Below are 22,756 nucleotides of genomic sequence, written 5' to 3'. Positions count from 1 at the left end.
TTACAAAACGTGTATTTCTTCAGGTGCCATAACCTTGGATAAAATGTTAAGGTCCGCTGCTTCCTCAATTACAAACACTGGGCGCTTTCGACTCGCGTCAAGTGTACGCCATAAATATTCGGCAATAATGCCAAGCGATATGTTTGTAATTCCGAAGCCAAGCATAAGAACGGACATGAGTGCAGGCCAGCCACTTGCCAAATCATCAAACAGGAGCGTGCGAACAACAATATAGGCAGTCCAAATTAGACCGAGAATAAAGAATGTTATGCCGACTAGCGATACCAGCCGTATCGGTGCAAACGAAAACGCTACAAACGAATCGATGAATAGCTTTATCTTTTTAGAAACCGTCCATTTAGATTTTCCGACAAGTCTCGCTTTTTTGTAATAGGTGACAGCTGATTGTTTAAAACCGAGGCTAAGTACCTGAATGAAGATGGATGAATTACTTTCAATATTATTGTTGAGGCAATTCTGAACCTTTCGGCTGAACATCACAATATCAAATCCATTTTTTGGAAAGTTCGATACAGCATATTTTTGCATCATGTATGCGTATCCTTTGGAAAAAAGCTTTTCCGTTCTAGTCGTTTCCGTTGAGTTGCGGTAAGCCCAGCATATATCGGCTTGAGAATCTTTAATTTTGGCAACCATGCTGTCTAACAGCTCTATCGGGTCCTGCAAGTCTGCATACATAAAGGTGATGTATTCTCCAGTTGCACGTTCAATCCCAGCTCTCAAAGCTGCATGTGAACCGAAGTTCTTGGATAAGCTGATAATTCTTGCAACATACGAGAAGTGTTTTGCAGTTTTTAGCTTTTCGACGGTGTTGTCGGTTGAGCCATCATTTACAAAGAGGACCTCTGCGGAGTAATCAGTTCTTTGGAGAAAAAAGGTATTTAGTTCCCCGACCAACATATCAATATTATCCTGCTCGTTCAGAACAGGAATGATCACAGAAAGTCTCATATTCCAAAATTTTAGGATTCTGCAAAAGCTTGCTTAGTATCTGCAGTTTAAAAGGTGTTTACTGTTTCGATTATGTAGGACACCTCCGAATCACTCAATTCAGCATACATAGGGAGTGAAAGACAGTGTTGAGCTAGATATTCAGCATTTGGACATGCACCTGAATTATACTGCAAATGTGAATAGGCTTTTTGTAGATGACAAGGTACAGGATAGTGTAAACCGGCATGTATATGATGTTTCTTAAGATATTCGCTTAGTCCATCCCTGTCCTCAGTGAGTACCACAAACAAATGATAAACAGAATCTGCCCAGTCAGGTTGCGCTTGCATGGTTATCTTGGTATTGTAGATTTCGGACTGGTACCGTGCAGCAATTCCCTTTCGTCGGCGATTCCAGCCTGGAAGATGCCTTAGCTTAACTTGCAAGGATGCCGCTTCAAGTCCCCCCATTCGCATATTGTATCCTATCTCGTCATGATAGTATCGAATCAAGGATCCATGATTACGCAGACTTAACAATTGCCTATGAATGCGGTCATCATTTGTACTGATTCCGCCAGCTTCTCCGCAGGCACCAAGATTTTTCCCGGGGTAGAAGCTGAAGCATGCCAGATTACCGAAGCTCCCTACAGGCTGACCAAGGAATTTAGCACCTTGAGCTTGGGCCGCATCTTCTATAAAATGCAAGTTGTGTTTAATGCACAGTTCCTGAATGCCTTTTACATCAAATGGCTGTCCATATAGATGCACCCCAATGATAGCTTTGGTTCTGGAATTAATCTGCTCTTCAACTGCATTTACATCTATTTGCCACGTGTCCGGTGTGCAATCGACAAATACGGGCGTTGCTCCGCTGTATGTTACTCCCCAGGCTGTAGCAATAAAGGTATTTGCCGGTACAATGACCTCATCGCCCAGCCCGATGCCCAATGTAATCATCGCGAGTTGCAAAGCCGATGTGCCATTGTTTACTCCAACAGCGTGTTTAGTGCCACAAAAAGTAGCAAACGCCTGCTCAAATTCCTCAACAAATGTGCCCCCGGAGAAAGCGGCACTATCATAAACTTTCTCGAAAGCAACAAACATCTCCTCTTTTATTTGTTGATGCTGTTTCTTTAGGTCCAGGCAGGATATCGTGTCCCTGAATGCTACTGTTTCCATCTAAGCTGTTATTTGATTTAGTGATTTGATAAATCTGGCGGGATTTCCTGCGTAAACGGTGTCTGCTGGAATATCTTTGGTGACCACTGAACCAGCACCAACCAATGCATTCTTGCCGATCTTAACCCCACATAGGATCGTGACGCTAGAACCTATCGAAGCCCCTTCAGCTATGAAGGTTTCGATACAAGTCCAGCTTTTCTCAGTTTGCAGGGCCCCATTCTGGTCCGTGGCGCGCGGAAAAAGGTCATTAATGAAGGTGACATTATGGCCGATAAAAACATTATCCGAGATGTGCACGCCTTCACAAATGAAACTATGACTGGAGATCTTGCAGTTCTTGCCGATCGTGGCACCTTTTTGAATTTCCACAAAGGACCCGATTTTGGTTCCATCACCTATGGAACAGCCGTAGACGTTAACGAAATTATAAATGTGAACATTATCTCCTAATTCCACGTCTATAATACTCTGTCGCTCGTTGTTTATGGTAATTCTTTTCATCTAGTTAGTTAAAATAGGTGCAGGTACATGGTTTTCTTCAGGCACAAGTGCGTTTAAGAGGACTTCACATCCGTTGTGCTTAATAGACTTGTTGGATGCCTCCAGGATTTTTATGACCGCTAAACCCAGATTTGAAGAGGATTTTGGCTCTTTATTGTTTATTATGCATAAAATGAAGTCGTTTGCCATTTCCAGCAGTGCTTCATTAGTATTTAATTTTGGTACATGTATGTCCCCGATCCTGTAGTCGACCAGAATACTATTTTTGTCTTGCAACCTGGAATGTTTATATCCTGAATCATAAATCTTTACCTTTTCTGTCGGTTCCAGGTCGTTGTATAAGATCATTTTCTGGTCGCCTCCAATTAGCATCGTCCTCAACTTCACCGGACTGGTCCATGAGCAACTGAAATGTGCTATGAAGCCTGATTTATAGTTGACAGTTAAGTAGGCAATATTCTCCATTTCATTGCTGGTATGTGTAATTCCAGTTGCGTTCACGCTGTACGCTTGTTCATCAATTAAATAGTTCAGGATAGAGATGTCATGTGGTGCCAGATCCCATAGTACATTAATGTCCGGTTGAAACAGTCCCAGGTTTATTCGTGTAGAGTCTAGATATTTAATGCTTCCGAGTTCACCACTGTCGATTAACTGTTTCATTTTTGTAACCGCCCCAGTGTAAAGAAAGGTGTGGTCTACCATCAGCAATAAATTTTTCTCCCGGGCAAGATTTATAAGGATTTCAGCCTCCTCTATAGAGGATGTCATCGGCTTTTCCAAAAGCACATGTTTTCCCTGCATCAAAGCCAATTCTGCGAGCTGAAAGTGCGTCGACACTGGTGTAGCAATGATTACAGCATCAATATCCTTACTGTAAATTAAACTATTAGCGTCCTTGTACCCTTTGATATTCGCGTACAGCTTGCTCATGTTCATTAAACGTTCTGGACGTGGATCGGCGACAGCGACAACTCTGCAATTGGTTGCAAGGTTAAAATTTCTGACTAAGTTGGGGCCCCAATAGCCGAAGCCAATTATTCCTACATTGACCATAATAAGTTTGTCTTTATGAAGTTGTTGTTGATAGCAGAATCGGTTCAGCTTACATCTTTGAGAATGGCTGATCATAGCCGTTTCAAATCCGTGCGGAACTAAGATTTGTGAATGTGCTAAGTTGTATTGATAGTGAAACTATTGAGTTATTAGGAGCGTTTGCAGACCTGCATATTCGTCCTTTGGAGGTTTGTTAGATGTTGAAACACGGCTTCGCCCTTTGTCAGTCCCAACAGGAGTCGTTTTCTGTATTATGGATTCAGAATCAGCTTTTGAGCTTCTTACTGATGTGAATTTAAGTTAAGAACTTTAAATAAACGAACCTTTTTGTGAATTGTGAAGTGTGTGGCTGTTGTATGTGAAATGATGTGCAACTGTCTTTATTTCAGCATTATATCTGCTGTTGAGTTACAGGTATACCGTGCCGGTGTAAACATAGCGTCGGAATTAGTTTTGATAGACTTAGTGAAAGCTTAAGCAATAAAGTGGTACAACTTGCTTGGGCGGCTAAGTGTTAAATGTCGTGACAAGAGAATACTAAAAAACAGAAAAGCAGATATAATATTAATCACATCTGCTTTTCTGCTTTCATCCGACCGATCTTAGCCGCATTTAGAAGACCCACAGTCTTTACATGTCAGGCAACCTTCCTGATATTGAAGGTTTGTAGAGTTGCAATTTTGGCAAAGTTGTTTTTTTGCTTCCGTACCATCAGGTACATAACGCTTTAGGGCGCGTGCCACCCCATTTTTCCAGGTGTTTATCGCCTCATCCAGCTGTAAACTATTTATCAGGTCAACGACTTTCTCTATTGGCATGCCGTGTCTAAGTGTGCTCGATATTAACTTTGCGTAATTCCAATACTCAGGGTTGAACTTGTAGGACAATCCCTCTATCGTAGTTTTATGTCCACGCTTGTTCTTGTACTGAAAGTCATAACGTGAATTACCATCTGCGTCACGATTCTTAATTATTACTCCATCATTTACCCAGCGTGGAATTAGAATTCCATCTTCATCATCAGCGAATCCCGTGAATATTTCATATGGTTTGCCGTCTATTAGGCCAATGAAAGCAATCCACTTATCTCTACTATTTTGGAATCTAACCACATCAGCTTCCAATATCACGGGCCGGGTAGTCGGAAAAGCACGTTCTGCAGTTTCGGTTACGGCTTCTTCCTTTTTCTCTGTGTTCGATATCAGTACTCCTGCACGTGAACCGTCTCGGTAGACAGTGACACCTTTACAGCCAGACTTCCACGCTTCCATGTAAAGTTCACCTACCACCTCTTCTGTAACATCAGCCGGCATGTTGATCGTGACGCTAATAGAATGATCAATCCATTTTTGAATAGCACCTTGCATTCTCACCTTTTTAAGATAGTCTACATCGTTAGATGTTGCCTTATGATATGGAGATTGTGCAACAAGGTCATCAAGTTCTTTTTGTGTGTAATTTTTAGTAAGATCCTTTCCATTGACCTCCATCCACTGCTTGAATCTATGGTGAAATACCACATATTCTTCCCAAGAATCACCAACTTCGTCGACGAAGTCTACACGAACATCTTTATCATTCGGATTGACCTTGCGCCTGCGTTTGTAAACTGGCATAAATACAGGTTCAATTCCAGAACTGGTTTGCGACATCAAACTGGTCGTACCCGTCGGTGCAATGGTAAGCAGGGCGATATTTCGTCTACCGTGCTCTAGCATCTCGTAATATAACTGAGCATCGGCCTCTTTCAAACGGAGTATAAAAGGATTTTTCTTCTCTCTTTCAGCATCGAATATTGCGAAGGCTCCTCTTTCTTTAGCTGTGTTTACAGAAGCTCTATACGCCTCGATCGCAATAAACCTGTGTATCTCAATTGCGAAGGCCGTGCCTTCGTCACTGCCATATCGAAGTCCCATTGCCGCAAGCATGTCTCCTTCTGCGGTAATGCCAATTCCGGTTCTTCTGCCTTCATTAGCCTTATTCCTGATGTTTATCCACAAGTTTTTTTCTGTACGTTTAAGTTCTTCATCTTCAGGATCATCTGCAATCTTCTGTAAAATCGCATCGATCTTCTCCAGTTCCAAGTCGATAATGTCATCCATGATGCGCTGAGAGGCATGAATATGCTCTTTGAATAAGTCCCAGTTAAAGTAAGCCTCTTTTGTAAATGGGGCCTCCACATAGGAAAATAAGTTTATTGCAAGTAGCCTGCAAGAATCATATGGGCAAAGTGGTATCTCGCCGCAGGGATTCGTTGAAACCGTATTGTAACCTAAATCTGCATAGCAGTCAGGAACGGATTCCCTGATAATGGTATCCCAGAACAAAATGCCTGGCTCCGCAGAACGCCATGCATTGTGGACTATTTTTTTCCATAGTGCCACTGGATCAATTTCTTTGCTATAAAGTGGATCTGCAGAATTAACTGGATATTGTTGTTTGTAGGTTTTTCCGGCCTGCACTGCTTCCATAAATTCATCATCTATCCGTACAGAAACGTTGGCACCAGTAACCTTTCCTTGTTCCAGTTTAGCATCAATGAAACCCTCAGAATCGGGATGTTTAATCGCAACTGAAAGCATGAGGGCACCTCTTCTTCCATCCTGAGCCACCTCACGAGTAGAGTTTGAAAAGCGTTCCATGAAAGGGACAATACCGGTTGAGGTTAATGCTGAGTTTTTTACCGGCGACCCTTTGGGGCGGATATGGGAAAGATCATGACCAACACCACCGCGCCTCTTCATCAGCTGCACTTGCTCCTGGTCTATTTTCATGATGCCTCCGTAAGAATCCGAATCACCTTCGTTCCCGATTACAAAGCAGTTAGATAAAGAGGCGATCTGATAGGGATTACCAATTCCGGTCATTGGGCTACCCTGAGGAATAATATATTTAAAATCTTTAATCAACTCATAAATAGCCTCCTCAGACAAAGGGTTAGAGTACTTTTGTTCAATTCTAGCCACCTCTCCTGCTATTCGTCGATGCATGTCATTGGGAGTTTTCTCGAAGATGTTTCCAAAGGAATCCTTCAATGCATACTTGTTCACCCACACTCTGGCGGCAAGATCATCCCCATTGAAATATATAAGTGATGCTCTATATGCTTCATCTGCGGTATAGGTCACTTCCTCTTTAGACTGATTTGCTATTTCCATGATAAATTAAGTTGATTTAAAAGAATTGATTCAAATCTAATCAAATGTCAAGTTTAAATAGTCATTCAGGTATAAAGTTATCAAAATAAATATGTAACTATCTAGTAACCACAACAATATTAATTGTCGTAGGTAAAAATGTTTCAAATTATTGTTACATATATAGAAGTTTGTGTATTTTATTTAAATGAGTGTCAGACAAAGTGGAATTAAATGGTTGCGACTTTCTGCGGCATGACCTTCCGCTTGTTCCAAGCGTAAATCTTGTTTGACATGCGAAAACCATGTGAAATATTAGCATTGATACATGCTGAACAAAAAACACCCACTATTTAGGTCAACTCACATTTTAAGTCGTAACAATAGTGGTGGCAAAGAAGACTTTAATATATTTTTCAACGAGCCTTTCATCTCGTTGTAGTAGTCCAGCGCACCTCCATATCCATTTAAGTAAAGCCATGAAAAGAGCCTTACCCGAATTGCAGGTGATAGCTTGCGAAGTTCATCCAGCAAAAGCATTTTTTCTTCATTACCATAGACGTCCCAACCTAGGCAGTTAGCATGACTGCAAGCCAGATGAGTTTTTCTCCGAATTAATGCCTGCTGAGTCCATCTTCGAGCGTTGTAAGCTGGACCAATCACCTCATCAAAAACCCTCCTTATTCCTTCAATCTCGCTTCTCTTGCGTCGGGTTCTCAGCTTTTGTTGATCCGTCCATACACGATAGCAGGCCAAGGTTTCTGAGATGTAAATGTTCCCATAGCCAGCAGCTGAAATGGCGGTAGCTAAGTGATAATCCTCCCCAAAATTGGGTCTGTCTGAAAGATAGTTCACGCGTTTAAGCGCACTTTTTCTAAACATGATAATATTTGCGGCTACTTTGTAGCCTTTAGGAGCCTCCTTTAGTGCTTCAACATCGGACTGAAATCCAGCTTTTCTAAAAAGCCTTCGCTCTTTCGAATTTGAGCCGTTTTCATCCACCTCTTGCACTGCGGCATGCGCATAGCCTGCATTGGGATGTCTCAATAATGCCGTGGCGAGCTGCTCAATGTAGCCTGGCTTCAGGTAGTCATCGGAGTCTAGACGAACTATAAATTCACCTGAGGCCATGCGAAGGCAGGCGTCAACATTTTTGGCAATACCAAGATTATACGAATGTCTTATAACCTTCAGACAAGAGATTTCTTCCGAAAGTCTATCCAGAATCATGCAGGTTGAGTCTGTACTGCAATCGTCGCAAACAATAATTTCAAATGGCCTTGAGGTTTGCTCCAATACGCTTCGGATCGCTTGCTCGAGAAAGACATCTTGATTATACGTGCAAATACAGACGGAGATCGTTGGTCTATTTTTTTCCATAAGGATCACTATGCTCTAGGTCTTTAATCAGTTTTTTGGCTGCTTCTACCGCGCAAAACGGCTTTTTTGGTCTTGCAGGGCTCAAGCATGCTTCAATGCATCCATCATGAAGCGCGTAGATGCCATCAAAAAATTTAGGCGTATCAACGTCTCTTGCAATCCAGGTTTGCCCTACACAGATCACCGGGAGTTTATGTTCCAGCATTGCTGCAACCGTACCGCTTTTATCAATCATCGCAAATGCGCTTGTTGAAATGCCGATGTCTGCGTTGCTCAATAAAAAGGAAATCGTTTCTGCAGGTTGTTCACCTTTCACATCAACAGAGATTCCCGCTGACATACAGGACGATACCCAAAGCTCCTGACATGTTCCGCATCTACCGACTAGCGTCAGCTTAATCTTAAGGCCATGTCGTTCCATAAATTTAGATGCCAGTTCGATAAACTTAGCCAGCTGTGCTTGAGGATGTATTGTCCCAAAGACAATCAAGGAAATTTCGGAGAAGTTTGGACTATTGAACCAGTTATCGGCACAGTTAATATCAGGTACAGCCGATTCAACGTGCTGTAATTGATACGCCCTAGCTTTTACTGGAATGTTGGAAAATAGTGGCAAATATCTGACATTAAGTCCCAGATGAATCAATTGTGCATGATATAGTTGACAAGGAGTATGAATACTTTTCGGCCGTAACTTGGTGATTAAAGCCTTTATAATCTGCTTCTGAAGGCAACCCCATATAACATGTTTTCTGGATGTGCCTTTTGGCATTCCAACCCAGAGTTCATGAAACATGATGTGCCACTTGAATCCGACCTCCAACTTTTTCAAAAAGGATCCTAAAGCCAATGGCAGCCCTTTGCTTTGGAAGGAAAACGGTACAAATTGCAAACTTACCCAATCTGGATTCAACTGCTTAAGCCAAGCTTTAGAAAGTTCAAGCCGGTGCTTCTCTGGCAGAGTCGAAGGAACTCTCAACGTGCGTACCTCGTGTATCAATCCTGGCACAATATCATTTACGTCACTATTGTTTACGAACCAATCATTTATGGAGAGAATACTAACCTTGTGCCCGACGCCACTGAGCACTTCAGCTAACCTAATGGTATAATCTCCTACACCATCACACCCGGGCTCAAGCGTACCACAAATAAAAACGATTTCCATTATCAGTTAGGCTGTTTTCAGAGGATAAGTTTTGTTTAAAAAATCGATAAAATCTTGTATAAGCTTTTTGCTTGCAAATTTCTCAACTACAATCCTCCTTGTTCTTTCCCCTTCAATGCTTAGTCTGTTCATTTGCGCCGATTCGATGTTTATTCCATTCACCACCGTACAATCTTTGATTTTTTTGTATAAATTCCCCTTCACACTCAGATCTACAAAGCCAGAGTACTCGTTACCTAAAATAAATTGAGCAGCTTTATGTGGGTGACAGATAATAGGAAGTCCGTGCAAACCGGCTTCTACTAGCACTGCACCTAGCCCCTCATTTAAGCTGGGTAACACAAATAGGTCTGCCGCGCGATATGCCTTCCCCAAATCGTCCTGATTAAACGTGTGCCATCGAACGTTAATATGCAACTCCGCAGCTAGTCTTTTTAGATATGGCGTTTCATTTTCAGGCTGACCACAAAGGAGTAACAAAACGTCATTTAAGCCGTTGGCCATTTCCTCAAGTAAGTAATTTATGCGCTTATGATGAATGTTCCATGCTGCTACACACAACAATACAAATTGACGCTCATGAACGCCGAGTGCATTTCTGGCCTCAGACTTTGTGTATGCATAATCCGGTTCTTTACAAATATGAGGGATAACAGCACATCTTTCTGCCGCTGTGCCGGCTACTAATGCTTCCTGAAGGGCAAATTGGTGTAAATAAATCTGATAGTCAAATTGCTTTGCGAAATCGTGTCCAACAGGAGCACCATCACAAAACATCAAGCGATACTTCAGCTTAAATGCTTTCCGGTATTTCAACAGCATTTTAGCAAGCGTAGCTTCCTGGAGCCATATGATATCGGGTTTGTAGACAAGCAGCTGAAGTAGGAAGCCGAAACTATACGTCAGTTGCTCAAGTCTACACCCATCATGGATTACGCCTGTAATCCTCAGGATCTGGGCAACTTTCCCGTTTCTGGGTAAGTTCCAAATTCTGCTAGCACCCGGGAACTTGCCACCAGAAAATAATTTCGCGCTGATTTGCTTTTGAAGCTTGATATGATTGTACCAGGTGCTCGTCGAAATTTCAAAACCTCGGGAAATGTTACCTAATCCTGCACTTAGGAAAGCGATTTTCAATTCTCTTTCACCGATAAAGACCTTTTGTGTTTCCATTTAATCAGTAACAGCTATTCTTGTCTGCTAATTGGCAAATTTCTTAGCCACACACATCAGTGAAAGAGCACTGGTTTTTGCGCCCGGATTTCTTCCTGACAGAATATTTCCGATTCGGTATTTCAAGTCGGCTTTGCCAAGTTTTCCTTTTAGTGCATCAGCTCCTACCTCATGATTATGAGGATAAACGTTTACCGAGAACCCGAGCGGGCCAAGGAGATTTTTAAACATATCTTGTGTTACACCATGCCCGGGTTTGTGATGTATTTCAGTGGCGAGTGCCCAATACTGCTGATTATCGGTTTTGTGAAACCCGTGCCCAATTAGCTTGTAGTAGTATAGCCGACCATTCCACAGCAACTTTGCTAGACCCTTATAGTTCCAGGCACTTTTTTGAGGATCATGATCTGTAACTAATAAACCTCCGGGCTTAACAAGGCGGGCTGCTTCCTTTAATACAGCTTCCATATCTTCACAGTGATGTAATGCCGCATTCAAAGTGACGATGTCGGCAAATCCCGATATCAGCGGTAAATTGGTAGCGTCGGCGAGTAATGGCGTGTATCCAAGGTCCGCTGCAATCTCTAGAGATTTTGGAGCCACATCGATGCCGATAAGCACTTTAGGTTTACCCTTCAAGGTCGCAAAGATATTACCAGGACCACAGCCAATATCTACCACAACTTTGTCTGTCCAGTCGCCCAGTGCCGCGGTCCATCTGGATTTAAAGTTTTCATTTCTGTGGCAATAAATTAAGTATTCTTCGGCCCAATCGAAATTTCCGAAATAGTAGGCGTTGGCCTTAATTGCTTCTGATGGGTTTGGGATTGAACACTCTAGGTAACTGCCCACTTCATTGATTTCAGTACCTGCTTTGAGGTAAGGACTAATGATCGTTTTCATACTCGGTTTTTTTGTTTATTTGGTAATATTTGAATTGTGAATTTTTATTCTGCACTCGTACTCAAACCTTAACCTCCATCGGTGCGAATTGAGCATTCATATTGTATTGAATCGTTTCAGGAACATCAAACTCATAAGCTTGTTCAAGGTGCGATGAGTACTGGGAGATAATATTTGCGATAGAAAAATTTTCCGAAGCATAGCGCTTAGCATTGTTACTTAGCTCGCTGATGTCACTTTCCAGCCCAGTTCGAATAACCGAAATCAAGGATTCGACATTCTCTGGAACAGCAATCAGACCAAGGTGGTGTTCGGCTACTAATTTGTATAATGAGGAACTTTTAATTGTAGTTACAACCGGGACGCCTCCGACTGCCAGTATGTTCGTCAACTTAGAAGGCATGACCAGATCAGTGGCATTCGCTTTTTGAATAATCAAATGCAGGTCTGCCATATTCAGGAAGTGGTTCAATTTCTCGATCGGCTGTGTTGGAAGAAAAGTTAAATTGTCAAGTTTTAGCTTTTCCTTGATGGCAAAAAGTTTGTTTAGGTATGGACCGGAACCACAAATAACGAATTTGATTTGTGGTTGGTCACAAAAGGAAGCTGCAGCATAAAGGATGTTTTCTAAGCCCTGCTTTTCACCAATTGCACCGGAATAGAGCACAATTTTATCGGTCTTTTTAAAATTAAACTCTTCCTTCAACGAAGATTTATCATGTTCGGGAAAAATCACCTTGTAATCGACCCAGTTTGGAAAGAACTGAACCCTACGTCCGCATTTTAACGTAACCTTTTCCATCATGCCAGCGGAAACACTGCTAACAACATCTGCCCTTTTCAGAATGTACTTTTCAATGCCAAAAAGGATTTCAATAAGTGGTTTGGATTTTATAATATTTAGGTCCCGTGCAGCATCAATCTGTAGATCCTGAATGTGATACAGAAATTTTGCACCCTTTATCTTCTTGTACAATATTGCGAGAAGGCCCGTTTCAAACGAGGGAACCACAGAAATAACATAATCGTGCTTTTTCTTAAACAAAAGGGCAAAAATGATCAGGAACGATGAAACGAAAAATGAAAGACCATTAAGCATTCTCTTAGCACCTGTAGGGGTACTTGGAACATATTGCGGACATCTGTAAATACTCACATTCCTTTCATAAAAAGGCTTGTAATATTTGACCTCTTTCCGGTACCAAAACGCCTTTTTTGCGTAGGGTTGCTGAACTTTCCATTGTGGATAATAGGGAAATGACGTAACGACTGTACAATCATATCCATTTTGTGCTAACCAGTCTATCATCTCCCCATTGTATTTTCCAATTCCGATGGGTTCTGGATAGAAGTTGCCTCCGATTAATAGTACTCGAGGTTGCATAATTTGAGATGTTTGTGATGAACATTAAAAAAGATTTAGTCACGTTGAGCAATTTGACCGCTAGAGTAGCAGTTGTTTAATTCGCAGATTGAATGTTCTTTGTAATAGTTGTAGGTTCAACTTTGTCTTCAGAATAGGAATACATCAATAATCCTATTAGGGTATACGCGGCAATGTTAAAGAGATCGTGGTGATCAAGTGAGGAGTTCTGAGCCCAGTTTCTGTCTAATGCAACCAGAAACAGTGCTATTCGAAAGCAGTTTACCAGGTAAATACAAAATATTCCGCCAATCCACCATAGAAGTTTCTTTTTCAAATTTCCTGAGTTTACGATAACAAAGGCCGTCCAGAAGCTCATGATTCCAATTCCCAAACAAGGAAGCCATATTTCTACTTCTATATCAGTTCCTATTTTCATCATCTGGGCGCCGGAGATATAGGACTCGGTTCCGAGTGCATTCGCGATAACATTAGCGGCTACCATCAAAATGCTCCGAATCCATTGAATGTAGTTAAGGTAGCTGTCAAGAAACGGGCTATATTGTGCCCCCTCCGGAGATACTATTCCGTGGTAACCAATGGAAAAGAAGTTTAGAACCAAGGTAACCGCTGTGAGCTTCAGAAAAAATGTAAAACTGAAGTGTTTTATCCATTCCATTTCATTGTAGTAAAACAATAGTCCTTATCAGCCGGGTTGGTTTACTAAAGACTATTGTTGGTTAAAGGTTAGTTCTGATTTGCCTTGCGTTTGTTATAGGCTTTTTTAATACCATATGCCACGCCGGCAGCGATTAATAAGCTGGCGCCACCATCAAAAGGTGCACCATGGTGTCCCGGATTACCCGGGTTGGTCTTCGGCGGAATGTTAAGCGCACTTGCCGCCATTGTCATGCAGGTTAAACATGACACCAGGAGAATTTTCATTGTCATTTTTTTCATAATAATTGATTAAGGGTTTAAACAGATAAGTAATAAGTTCACGAGATACGTGCTGGAGATGTGATTTAGAGCTGGCTTTCTCTTATTTTGCAGTAAATCTGGGTGTAATAAGAAGTCCGGAGTATCGCATGTGCAAACCCTCTGGCACCATCCCGAAATCCGCGGAATAGAATATATGTTCCTAAAAAAAAAAGAGGTATAATAAAAATGCTCTTCATCAGGCGATACTTTAACTTTTGCTTCAATGTCCAGTGCTCAGATGCATTTCGTTTTTGAATCGCTTTCAAGAACCTTGCGGCCTCCCAACTTGCATATTCATTATGTTTAATCACAAACTTTGAAGTTCCATTTAAATCCCTGTGGTCGATCTTGCATTTAATGCTTCCTATTTCGCCAAGAATAATCGGGTGTTCGTGCACTTCCATATCGAGGTTGCTCCACCTATCCTCATCAATTTGTTCGTATTCGCCTTTGCCGACCTGAAATAACGCTAGCTTTTTCAAGGGATAACCACCTTTAAGCTCTTTCCCAAGGAAGTAAACCGTATAGTTCAGCCAGTATCCGCTTTTTTCACTACCGGGTAGTGTAGACCAAAGCTCTGTTTTGAATTCTGGTGTAAGATACTCGTCTGCATCGACGAACAACACCCATTTAGTGGCGAGCGTATGATTTCTTAAAAACCAGTTTCTTTTTTTTGGAAATTTTCCATTCCATGCAAAGTCAATCACCTCTGCTCCATAACTTGCGGCAATTTCTTTGGTACGATCGGTACTACCAGAATCAAGTACAACAACATGTGCAGCCAGATCTCTACCAATCGCTTCAAGACATTTCGGTAAATTTATTTGTTCATTTTTTACTGGAATTGCAATCGTTAGGTCAAGCAGGTCATTGTGCGACAGCACAGGCAAAGTCTGCACCTTTGCGGGATCTAGTGTTTCACTTTCTAAAATTATGGTACTGTTTATCATAGGTATTATCGTTGAATATTCTTGCTTTTATTGGTTTACAAGGGTGACCAGCGCAAATTGTCCAGTCTGGCATATTCTTGGTAACCACGGAACGAGCACCTATTACGCAGCCCTTGCCGATGGTAATTCCTGGGTGGACGAATGCTTCTGCAGCTATCCAGGCATGATCTCCGACGTGTATAGGCATCGTGATCAGCGGGAAACCACTGCTACTATGATCGTGAGTTCCAGTGACCAAATGGGCTCCCTGGGATACTACTGCTCGCTTACCAATTGATATTTCTCCTTGCGAATAGAGGGTCACACCTTTCGCAATGCCGCATTCATCTGCGAGTATTAAGTTCCATGGGGCCCAGATTTTTACGCCAGGGTAAACATGAACCCGTTTACCGACCTTTGCTCCGAAAATGCGTAGTAGAAATCCTCTCCACCTATGGAATGGACGTGGTGAAGGATTAAAAAACAGGGTAGCTACAACTTCCCAGACTAACCTCATCACCCTATTTTTCAAAGAAAAAGACGCTCCAGCGTGAGTGTCGCTATTTATCATATTCTGGATTGCTTAATGGAGTGCATTAATTAGATTAGTTGTTGCAGAGGTAATGGCAAAATGCCGCTGAAAACAAATTCGAGCTCTTTCCTGCATTATTTCTCGGAGGCTCTGGTTTGTCGACATCCAGCGAAATAGCATATCAAATGTCCCATCAATCGTGTCATCACCAATGATTGCTGCCTGTTCTTGTAGAATCTCCGCCTGGATGTTTACCTGGCTAGAGATTAGAACTGGCTTTCCGCATGCTAATGCCTCTACAACCGCGATCCCAAAATTTTCTTGATGGCTTGGCAGAATGAATGCTTCGCATCCATATAGTGCTGCCCACTTGTCCACGCCTGCAAGCATACCTGTAAATCGAACTTTTGACTTTAGCCTTGGTTTTTCCAACGTAAAACTCTGCAGCATCATCCCATAGGAAGAGTTCATTCCAGGTCCTGCAATTACAAGCTGGGGCACTTGTGTCGCATCATAAAGCAATAGCAACTTGTCGTAGGCCTGTAATAGCAAGTCTACCCCTTTTTTATTGTCAATCCTGCCGAGAAAGAGAATGTATTTTCCATATTGAACATCTGGGCAAATTTTACTGAAGTGTTCAATCATGCTGAACTCAAAACGAGGTGGATTCATAACACCTAAGCCAACTATGAGCTCCTTTTTCGGACGGTACGGCCGGAATGGTTGTCTGGCAAGCATACATTCTTGTTTACACGTAAAGAGTAAGCCATTAGAGTTGTTGACAATACTTCCTTCAATTACTTTCCAATACAACCAATTTCTAAGCGCTTTGGCTCTTCTCACTTTTGAACGTTGAAAATACGGGTCTAACATACCATGTGGCATAATGAAGAGATTTGGTATTTGTTCGTTTTTCTCTCGCCCGGAATCAACGAGGCTCTTATACTTTGATAGGGCCTTAGCAACAGCAAAACTGGAGTAGAGCCACAATCCATGAACGATTACGGTATCGAAGCGGCTGAAATTATTCAGGAGCCAGGGAATCAATGCGTCTGAATAACTCCACCTTCCGCTGGAGGGGCCAAGGTTGTTTACTCGATAGTTCACACCAGTTTCTTGCCTAACGGGTGCATCCAGGGTTAAAACCTCATTGTATATGCCTAATCTGGTAATTTCAGCGGCCATGGTTCTCACCGCCTGACTAACACCTCCTCTTTCCGGGTCAATCGTGTCTACTACATGCAGCAACTTCATATTTGGATTTTATACAACCTCTGAATATATTTTCTCAATCCTATTCAATGTAGATTCAAGATTAAAGCGTTTTGCATTCTCAAAACCAGCCTCCCTCCTGATAATAATAACATGTTCAGGTGCGGAGATGGCCTTTTCCACTACTTGAGCAGATTGATCGGCCCAAAATCGAACTTCTCGACCGCCCTTAGGTCTGCGGTCAATGTACAATGCGGCATTTCCGCCTACCTCAGTCATAGGTGCCTGGTTGGTGGTTATCACCGCACACCCACAAGCCATAGCCTCTCCAATCGGCCAACCAAAACCTTCGGCTAAAGAAGGAAAGAGTAGTATTCGAGCACCGGAATATGCGTACCGAAGAAAATCATCATTTCTTCCGGTAATGAAATGGATATCCTTTCGATAGCGTGATCCACAAACGACCTCAATTAGTTCCTCAGATGGATATTCGCCAACTAAAAGCAAGGGTATGTTAAAGTCGGTGATCAAACGCCAAGCACTATATATTTCAACAACTCCTCGCCTGTTCTTGTACCACTGATTTCCACCCACATGTAGGATGTAACCGTTGGACACCTTTATGCCGGTATTCGTGTGGATGTATGTTCTTGCCGACATAGGATCAAGTGGATAAAACTTATCTTTCAAGCCGTTATAAACGACTTCATTCATTATGTTGCGTTCTGCATGAAAATGCTTCAAATGTTCACTGGTCTTTTTCGAGACTGCAATGAAATTTTTTGCACGACAGAAGCCTCTTTTAATGAAATTCTGATAATACCGTCCCGTCCAGCTCGTAAAATTTTCTTCAATCAACCCTGAGGCAGATTGCAGTGCCAAAAAGTCGTGGCAATGGACTACATGCCTTTTCCTGCAAACGAGCGGTATCCAAGGTCCAAGTGCCTGATCAGTAAAGACAAATAAGGTATCCTTCTTACATCTACTAATTTTTAGGCGCACGATTGCTGGAAAAATGATAAACTGATCGAGATAGCCAAGCCATTTACGGGTTCCCCCACCAGCTGAAAACTTGGAGAATTCAGCCTCAGGTCGCCAAATTTGAACGTTGTGTCCTCGTTCCTGCATGCCGCTGTATAAGATGCTTGTAAAGTCATCCATGGAACGTAACTTCAGAAATAAGGGATGTGCAAAAAATACGATATCCACGCTTCTAAATTCTTTAAAGTCGATGATGAGAATACGTTAATAGACCCTGGCTGGAATACCATGATTTTCGCGACTATGAAGACTTGCCAATGCTAAGCCTGTTACGATAATACAAAAACCTAATGAGGTCGGTTGAGCCCATCCGGCATGAGCGATTGAAAGTGCACCTACACTAGAGAGTATCCATGGTAAAACAACGCCATGTCTTGCCTTATTCAGGCTCATAATGACCAAACGCATCGCGAGTTTGAACCTTAAGAAGACGATTGCCAGTCCGAAAACAGGACCTATTTCCCCTATTATTCTGCCCCATTCACCTTCAGCAATCAAAAATTGTCTGCCGCCGGTTAATAGCATTGAGCCAACATTTGTGCCCATACCGACACCATTGCCGAAGAACGGCTGATTTGGAGATAACATGATGGCATGAATTAAGCCCCCGAGAAAACGGTCGAGAATAACGCCGTCCAACCCCCCTTCGGTCGCATTCGCACTCTCAAATCGCGAGGTGAATGCTGCCGTAGCCGTACTAAAGTATGGGGTGAAACTTAGGATCACCAATGCACCAAAAGTTGCAGCGATAATCAAGATCAATCCTCCAGTATACTTTGGATTAAGTAATATCGCTATAAATGCGAAAGACAAGGAAATTGTCAACTGAAATAGCAAAGTCCGGCTAATCGAAAATGGAACTGCAAGTAGAATGGCAATGCTTCCAGCCACCAGCAACATTCGGTTAATTTCCTTGACATGAAACCAAAAATAAATCACAAAGCACGCTGCGAAATTGAAAAAAAGTGCGGTCCCATTTGTGAATGAAAATGTCCCGGGCGGCCGATAAAAATTCATTGCACCGCTAAACCCACCACCGGCCTCCCCACCAACACTTTTGTTAATCCATGCTGTTTGCGGACTATAGAATTGGGTGATAATCAACATGACCATGGGAATACTGATAAATACTGTCCACCGACCAAGCTTGAGTATGTCCTCGCTATTTAACACCTTGGCAATAACGAATATCAGCGGGAAATGCAACAGGAAAATGCGGGAGCCATAAATCGCAACAAACAGGTCACCATGTCCCACAAAGAATGCAGTATAGATCGCCAGAAATCCAATTATTGCTGTCGACATGGTATATTGGTTATATTCAATGTAACCTTGCCTCCAGGCAGCAATCAATATCCACAAGGCCAGAGGATCTCTTAGCACCAACAAAGGCCCAGATAGGGAAGGCAAAAACCACTTGCGCAATGCGCCGTCAAATAGGACTAAAAGAAAATAGATCCATACCGCAGTAACAATGCGGTCTTTGGCAATTTCCCTTTTTTCGATTTTGACATCCACGGCAGTGTTTGTTTGGACACCTGCTGGATATTTGAGCGTATTCATCTGTATAAACCGTAAATGTTTCAGGGGTTAGTCTAGCTCGCGGAATGTTCCAGAAGTTTCGAAACAATGTGAGACCCATAGGCCTCCCAGGTATAGTTAGCGGCATGTTTTTGTGCGATACGCCCCATCTCCTTTGCTTTAGATCTGTTTTCCAAAAACCAATGGAGCTTATTTGCGATTGCCTCTGCTGAACGTATTGGAACCAGAAACCCTGTCTCTCCTTCTACTATTAAGTCTGCGCCCCCAGTATTTGGGGTGATGATTAAAGGAAGTCCCTGACTCATGGCCTCCTGCATCACCAAGGCGCGCCCCTCAACAATTGAAGGCAAGCATAACACATCGCAGGATCGCATAAGATCCAGAACTTTATGATGAGGTCGGTTTGTCATATAGGTGAATGATGGAAGTTGAGCGCGGTAGAATTCCAGTGGAGCCGTTAAAGAGCCCATGACGACCAGCTCAATATGAGGGCTATTCACCAACTTTAATGCTTTGAACAAATCTCCTAAACCTTTCCTTTGGGACAATGACCCCACAAACAACACTCTTAATTTTCCTGCATTAGCTGAGCGATGGGCACTTATGTTTGCTATTGAGCAATCTGGTGAACCAAAAGGTGACACAATAATTTGTTTTGTTTTCGCCCAGTCTGGAATAGACTCCTTTACAAACCCACCGGGCGTAACTACCACATCTGCCAATGCCATTTCCTGGGTTTTACGTTCAAGTTTTTCCTCGGAGTCGTTTATACCTCCGCCTAAAGTCACCGCCCAACAAGGAAGTCGATCCGCTTCTTCCTGCATTAGCAATCGCCCGGTTTCCCAGTAGGCAATTGGTAAATCATAAATACAGGTTAGTCCGCGCTCCTTGGCTCGTTTAAATGTCTGCAATGAACCATCTTCATATCCGTATACGGCACTTACTTGCTTTTGCTTTTCTAATCTGCATACCCGCGATGCCACTTCATGGTCTAATTTTCGGTACACAGCATCAATACCCGCCCAGGAATTTTCCTTTGTGGTGTATCTTTCAAGGCCAAATTTAGGAAGTAAGATTCGTGCCAGTTCCACTATCGGGTGTGACTTTAACAGGTTTGACGAAACCGGAAAATGCCGCCTAAGAAGTTGCTCCTTAATATTGGAGCTCATAAAGTTTAGCCATTTAGAACCGGAGTGAACAGCAATCGTGGTATTAAACTCCGCAAGCATATTCGTGCGTTCTAAAGCGCTTATAACTGCTCGGACGTTTGCGTTTCCGGTCGGATGAGCCATGAGTATTTTCATCTCTTTAGGTTAATATTCAAAATATACGGGCTCGAAGCACCTTAGGGTTCGAATCAGTTGGCTCTGAAAATTGAAAAACTCAATTTGTTCTGATCACCCGTATAATACTGAGCGCCATATTTCTTAGAATAGGCAAGGCCTTCCCCGCTTACCACCCCATTAAACACAAGATGAAGGTTATTTAAACTTCCATCGTAGCTAAGTTGGTTGATAGACCTTAGCTGAGATTTGAGTGTATAGTTCTGGCGTAAAATAAATAATGTTGAATCACTATATTTTGTCAATATCAGGGCGTCCGTCACCAGTTCAACGGGTGGTGTGTCAACAAGGATCTCGTCAAAATGCTGGCGGAGCCAGGCAATAAGGTCATCCATTGCGGGTCGCTCTAACTTTTCCGAAGGATCTTCATTACTTGCTCCTGCGGATATTACAAAGAGATCTGGATGGAAGTTTGAAGACTGCACAATTTGTTCTTTAAACGCCTTTCCATCCAAATAGTCACTCAGCCCAAGTTGTTCGCGAAGCTGCAAGGAATTGGCAAGCTGAGGCTTTCTTAGATCCGCATCCACAATTACCGTCTTGCGTCCGGCAGCTGCCATTACCGCAGCCAGATTTCTGCATATCATGCTCTTTCCCTCACCAGGAATTCCAGAAGTCAGCATGGTAACTTTGCCATATCCATTTCTACCGTTTATATGACTAAGTTTGGTCCTTAACGTTCTAAACTGTTCAGCCATCATTGTTCTTGAACTTGCTGCATCCAGCATCGTGGGCATTGACTTTTGGTAGGATAACTCACCGATCATCGGTACCTGCACCATTGCTTCAATTTCACTTGCCGTTATAACTTTATTATTCAATAGCTGTCTTGCAAAGATAACTCCAGCAGGAAATACCAAACCAAAAATGAAAGCCAATGCATAAGTGAAGTTTGCGTTGTGTGTTTCTGGAAATCCAAAATGTGCCTGATCTACAATTCTACTGTCGAGTAGCTTGGATGCATTATTCATCCCTGCCTCTTCTCGCTTTTGAAGTAAAAAAATGTACAGCTCTTCCTTAATACTTTGTTGGCGCTTGATATTGATATATTCTCGTTCCTGCCCAGGCAACTTCTTGATAGAATGCTCAAAGGTTTTGTTGAAGCCCCTAAGTTGGTTTCGGGTTGCTAATAAACTCCGCTTAATTCCTTTTATATTTTCCCTGATCGCGTTTTTTGTGATGCTGATTTGGCGGTTAATGGGAATAAATAAAGGATTTTTCTCGGGAGTATTCGATAGTAAGCGTTCTCGTTGGGTTTCAAGTTTGATAAGCTGATCAATTAGGGAAACCAGTCCTGGATCAGAGATCCCAGTAATCGCAGGTGCATTACCATCACTCACAGGAGAATTGATATATTTCTGAATTTCGTTAATGATTTCAAGCTGTACATTTACGTCATTCAACCTGGAATCATTAGATTTTACATTTTCCAGGTATACTTGAGACTCAGCAGACAAATTCGTGATTCCTCTACTACTTTTATACGTTTCAATCCGTTTTTCTATGTTGTTCAGCTCAGCCGTGATCGAATTCAGCCGGTCATTTAAAAAATTCAGGGTACTCTGGTTTACCTTGTTTTTATAATCTATGGAAGCCATATTGTAGGCTCTGATGACTCCGTTAATTACGTCTGCACCACGTTCAGGAACAGTCTCGTACATACTAAGCAGTACAATGGCGCTTTGTTGGGTTTGCATTACGGCATTGAAGCTCGAAAGATAGCTTCCCGTAACAGCGCCCGGGTCTTCTACATAGATTCGAATCGTTTGACCTAAGTATCTTTCAATGTTTTCAGTTGGTATAAGCTTCCATGAGCCCCAGGTACTCTTAAGTGGTTCACCGAACGAATAGACAGTTTCCGACCTGGCTTGCTTTAAAGAGAATGATTTTTTATCGTGAATAATGATCTCCAGGAACTGCGTGGAATGGTCGCGTCGCGGCTCATTGACAACCAGCCTTACTGGAGTACTGCCGTATACATCAACTGGTTTGAAGTCGGCCATGGTATAGTACGAAATTGCTAGATCCAAATCTTTAACTACTTTCTCCATGATCGTTCTTGATCTTAAAATTTCAATCTCGTCTTCTACCTTTTTAGCCACCGATACCTGTTGGCCTTCCATCTTTACGCTTGGGCCAACATTCTCATCATTGATCAAAATCTTGGCCTGCACTGTAAAAATAGGCGTGTCCGATTTTAAATAGACATATCCAGCCACTAAGCAAAGTAAGATACTGATCACAAAGTAAGGCCAAAACCGAAAATAGGCCTTGAATACACCGACTAGGTTTATCGGACTATGGTCAGATGGAGCATTCTTCAACCCTACGGGCAAGCTATATGGGGCGTTACTCAT

19 protein-coding genes are annotated in these 22,756 nt (G+C 42.3%); all 19 read right to left on the bottom strand.

Annotated elements, in window-relative coordinates:
- Entirely contained in the window at nucleotides 1-972 is a 972-nt protein-coding gene (locus tag ACTHQF_RS07520; RefSeq protein WP_440429424.1) for a glycosyltransferase, read from the bottom strand.
- Nucleotides 973-1,019: 47 nt separating this feature from the next.
- Nucleotides 1,020-2,135 carry a DegT/DnrJ/EryC1/StrS family aminotransferase gene (locus tag ACTHQF_RS07515; RefSeq protein ID WP_440429423.1) on the bottom strand — a complete coding sequence of 372 codons (1,116 nt, stop codon included), beginning with the start codon at nucleotides 2,133-2,135 and terminating at the stop codon, nucleotides 1,020-1,022.
- Entirely contained in the window at nucleotides 2,136-2,639 is a 504-nt protein-coding gene (locus ACTHQF_RS07510; RefSeq protein WP_440429422.1) for an acyltransferase, read from the bottom strand.
- Nucleotides 2,640-3,695 (bottom strand): Gfo/Idh/MocA family protein, encoded by a 1,056-nt coding sequence (locus tag ACTHQF_RS07505; protein WP_440429421.1) that lies wholly within the window; start codon nucleotides 3,693-3,695, stop codon nucleotides 2,640-2,642.
- Between the two features lie 602 nt (nucleotides 3,696-4,297).
- The gene (locus tag ACTHQF_RS07500) at nucleotides 4,298-6,853 is read right to left on the bottom strand and encodes an adenosylcobalamin-dependent ribonucleoside-diphosphate reductase (RefSeq protein ID WP_440429420.1); all 2,556 of its coding nucleotides are present in this window, start codon (nucleotides 6,851-6,853) and stop codon (nucleotides 4,298-4,300) included.
- 342 nt (nucleotides 6,854-7,195) lie between these two features.
- A complete protein-coding gene (locus ACTHQF_RS07495; RefSeq protein ID WP_440429419.1) occupies nucleotides 7,196-8,212 on the bottom strand; it encodes a glycosyltransferase family 2 protein in 1,017 nt (338 codons plus the stop codon).
- A complete protein-coding gene (locus ACTHQF_RS07490; protein ID WP_440429417.1) occupies nucleotides 8,199-9,380 on the bottom strand; it encodes a hypothetical protein in 1,182 nt (393 codons plus the stop codon). Before ACTHQF_RS07490 ends, ACTHQF_RS07495 begins: the two co-directional genes overlap by 14 nt.
- A 6-nt stretch (nucleotides 9,381-9,386) precedes the next feature.
- Nucleotides 9,387-10,553: a glycosyltransferase family 4 protein gene (locus ACTHQF_RS07485; RefSeq protein WP_440429416.1), complete on the bottom strand. Its 1,167-nt coding sequence runs from the start codon at nucleotides 10,551-10,553 to the stop codon at nucleotides 9,387-9,389.
- 27 nt (nucleotides 10,554-10,580) lie between these two features.
- Nucleotides 10,581-11,456, bottom strand: coding sequence for a class I SAM-dependent methyltransferase (locus tag ACTHQF_RS07480; RefSeq protein WP_440429415.1), 876 nt, complete (start codon nucleotides 11,454-11,456; stop codon nucleotides 10,581-10,583).
- Nucleotides 11,457-11,517: 61 nt separating this feature from the next.
- The gene (locus tag ACTHQF_RS07475) at nucleotides 11,518-12,840 is read right to left on the bottom strand and encodes a WcaI family glycosyltransferase (protein ID WP_440429414.1); all 1,323 of its coding nucleotides are present in this window, start codon (nucleotides 12,838-12,840) and stop codon (nucleotides 11,518-11,520) included.
- Nucleotides 12,841-12,916: 76 nt separating this feature from the next.
- Complete coding sequence (locus tag ACTHQF_RS07470) at nucleotides 12,917-13,498, bottom strand: hypothetical protein (protein ID WP_440429412.1); 582 nt, start codon at nucleotides 13,496-13,498, stop codon at nucleotides 12,917-12,919.
- 68 nt (nucleotides 13,499-13,566) lie between these two features.
- On the bottom strand, nucleotides 13,567-13,779 hold the full coding sequence (locus ACTHQF_RS07465) for a PID-CTERM protein-sorting domain-containing protein (protein WP_440429410.1): 213 nt from the start codon (nucleotides 13,777-13,779) through the stop codon (nucleotides 13,567-13,569).
- A 65-nt stretch (nucleotides 13,780-13,844) separates the two neighbouring features.
- Nucleotides 13,845-14,750, bottom strand: coding sequence for a glycosyltransferase family 2 protein (locus ACTHQF_RS07460; RefSeq protein ID WP_440429409.1), 906 nt, complete (start codon nucleotides 14,748-14,750; stop codon nucleotides 13,845-13,847).
- On the bottom strand, nucleotides 14,719-15,246 hold the full coding sequence (locus ACTHQF_RS07455; protein WP_440429408.1) for a DapH/DapD/GlmU-related protein: 528 nt from the start codon (nucleotides 15,244-15,246) through the stop codon (nucleotides 14,719-14,721). The genes ACTHQF_RS07460 and ACTHQF_RS07455 overlap by 32 nt, the downstream gene beginning before the upstream one ends.
- Nucleotides 15,247-15,312: 66 nt before the next feature.
- Complete coding sequence (locus ACTHQF_RS07450) at nucleotides 15,313-16,515, bottom strand: glycosyltransferase (RefSeq protein WP_440429407.1); 1,203 nt, start codon at nucleotides 16,513-16,515, stop codon at nucleotides 15,313-15,315.
- Nucleotides 16,516-16,524: 9 nt separating this feature from the next.
- Nucleotides 16,525-17,682 (bottom strand): glycosyltransferase, encoded by a 1,158-nt coding sequence (locus tag ACTHQF_RS07445; RefSeq protein WP_440429406.1) that lies wholly within the window; start codon nucleotides 17,680-17,682, stop codon nucleotides 16,525-16,527.
- Nucleotides 17,683-17,718: 36 nt separating this feature from the next.
- Nucleotides 17,719-19,077, bottom strand: coding sequence for a hypothetical protein (locus ACTHQF_RS07440; RefSeq protein ID WP_440429405.1), 1,359 nt, complete (start codon nucleotides 19,075-19,077; stop codon nucleotides 17,719-17,721).
- 32 nt (nucleotides 19,078-19,109) lie between these two features.
- Entirely contained in the window at nucleotides 19,110-20,348 is a 1,239-nt protein-coding gene (locus tag ACTHQF_RS07435; protein WP_440429404.1) for a glycosyltransferase family 4 protein, read from the bottom strand.
- A gap of 65 nt (nucleotides 20,349-20,413) precedes the next feature.
- Nucleotides 20,414-22,756 (bottom strand): GumC family protein, encoded by a 2,343-nt coding sequence (locus tag ACTHQF_RS07430; protein ID WP_440429403.1) that lies wholly within the window; start codon nucleotides 22,754-22,756, stop codon nucleotides 20,414-20,416.

The sequence above is a fragment of the Pedobacter sp. SAFR-022 genome, assembly GCF_051965375.1.
Classification (GTDB): domain Bacteria; phylum Bacteroidota; class Bacteroidia; order Sphingobacteriales; family Sphingobacteriaceae; genus Pedobacter.
The sequence above is the reverse complement of the archived record's forward strand: the minus strand, read 5'-3'. Positions and strand labels throughout refer to the sequence as shown.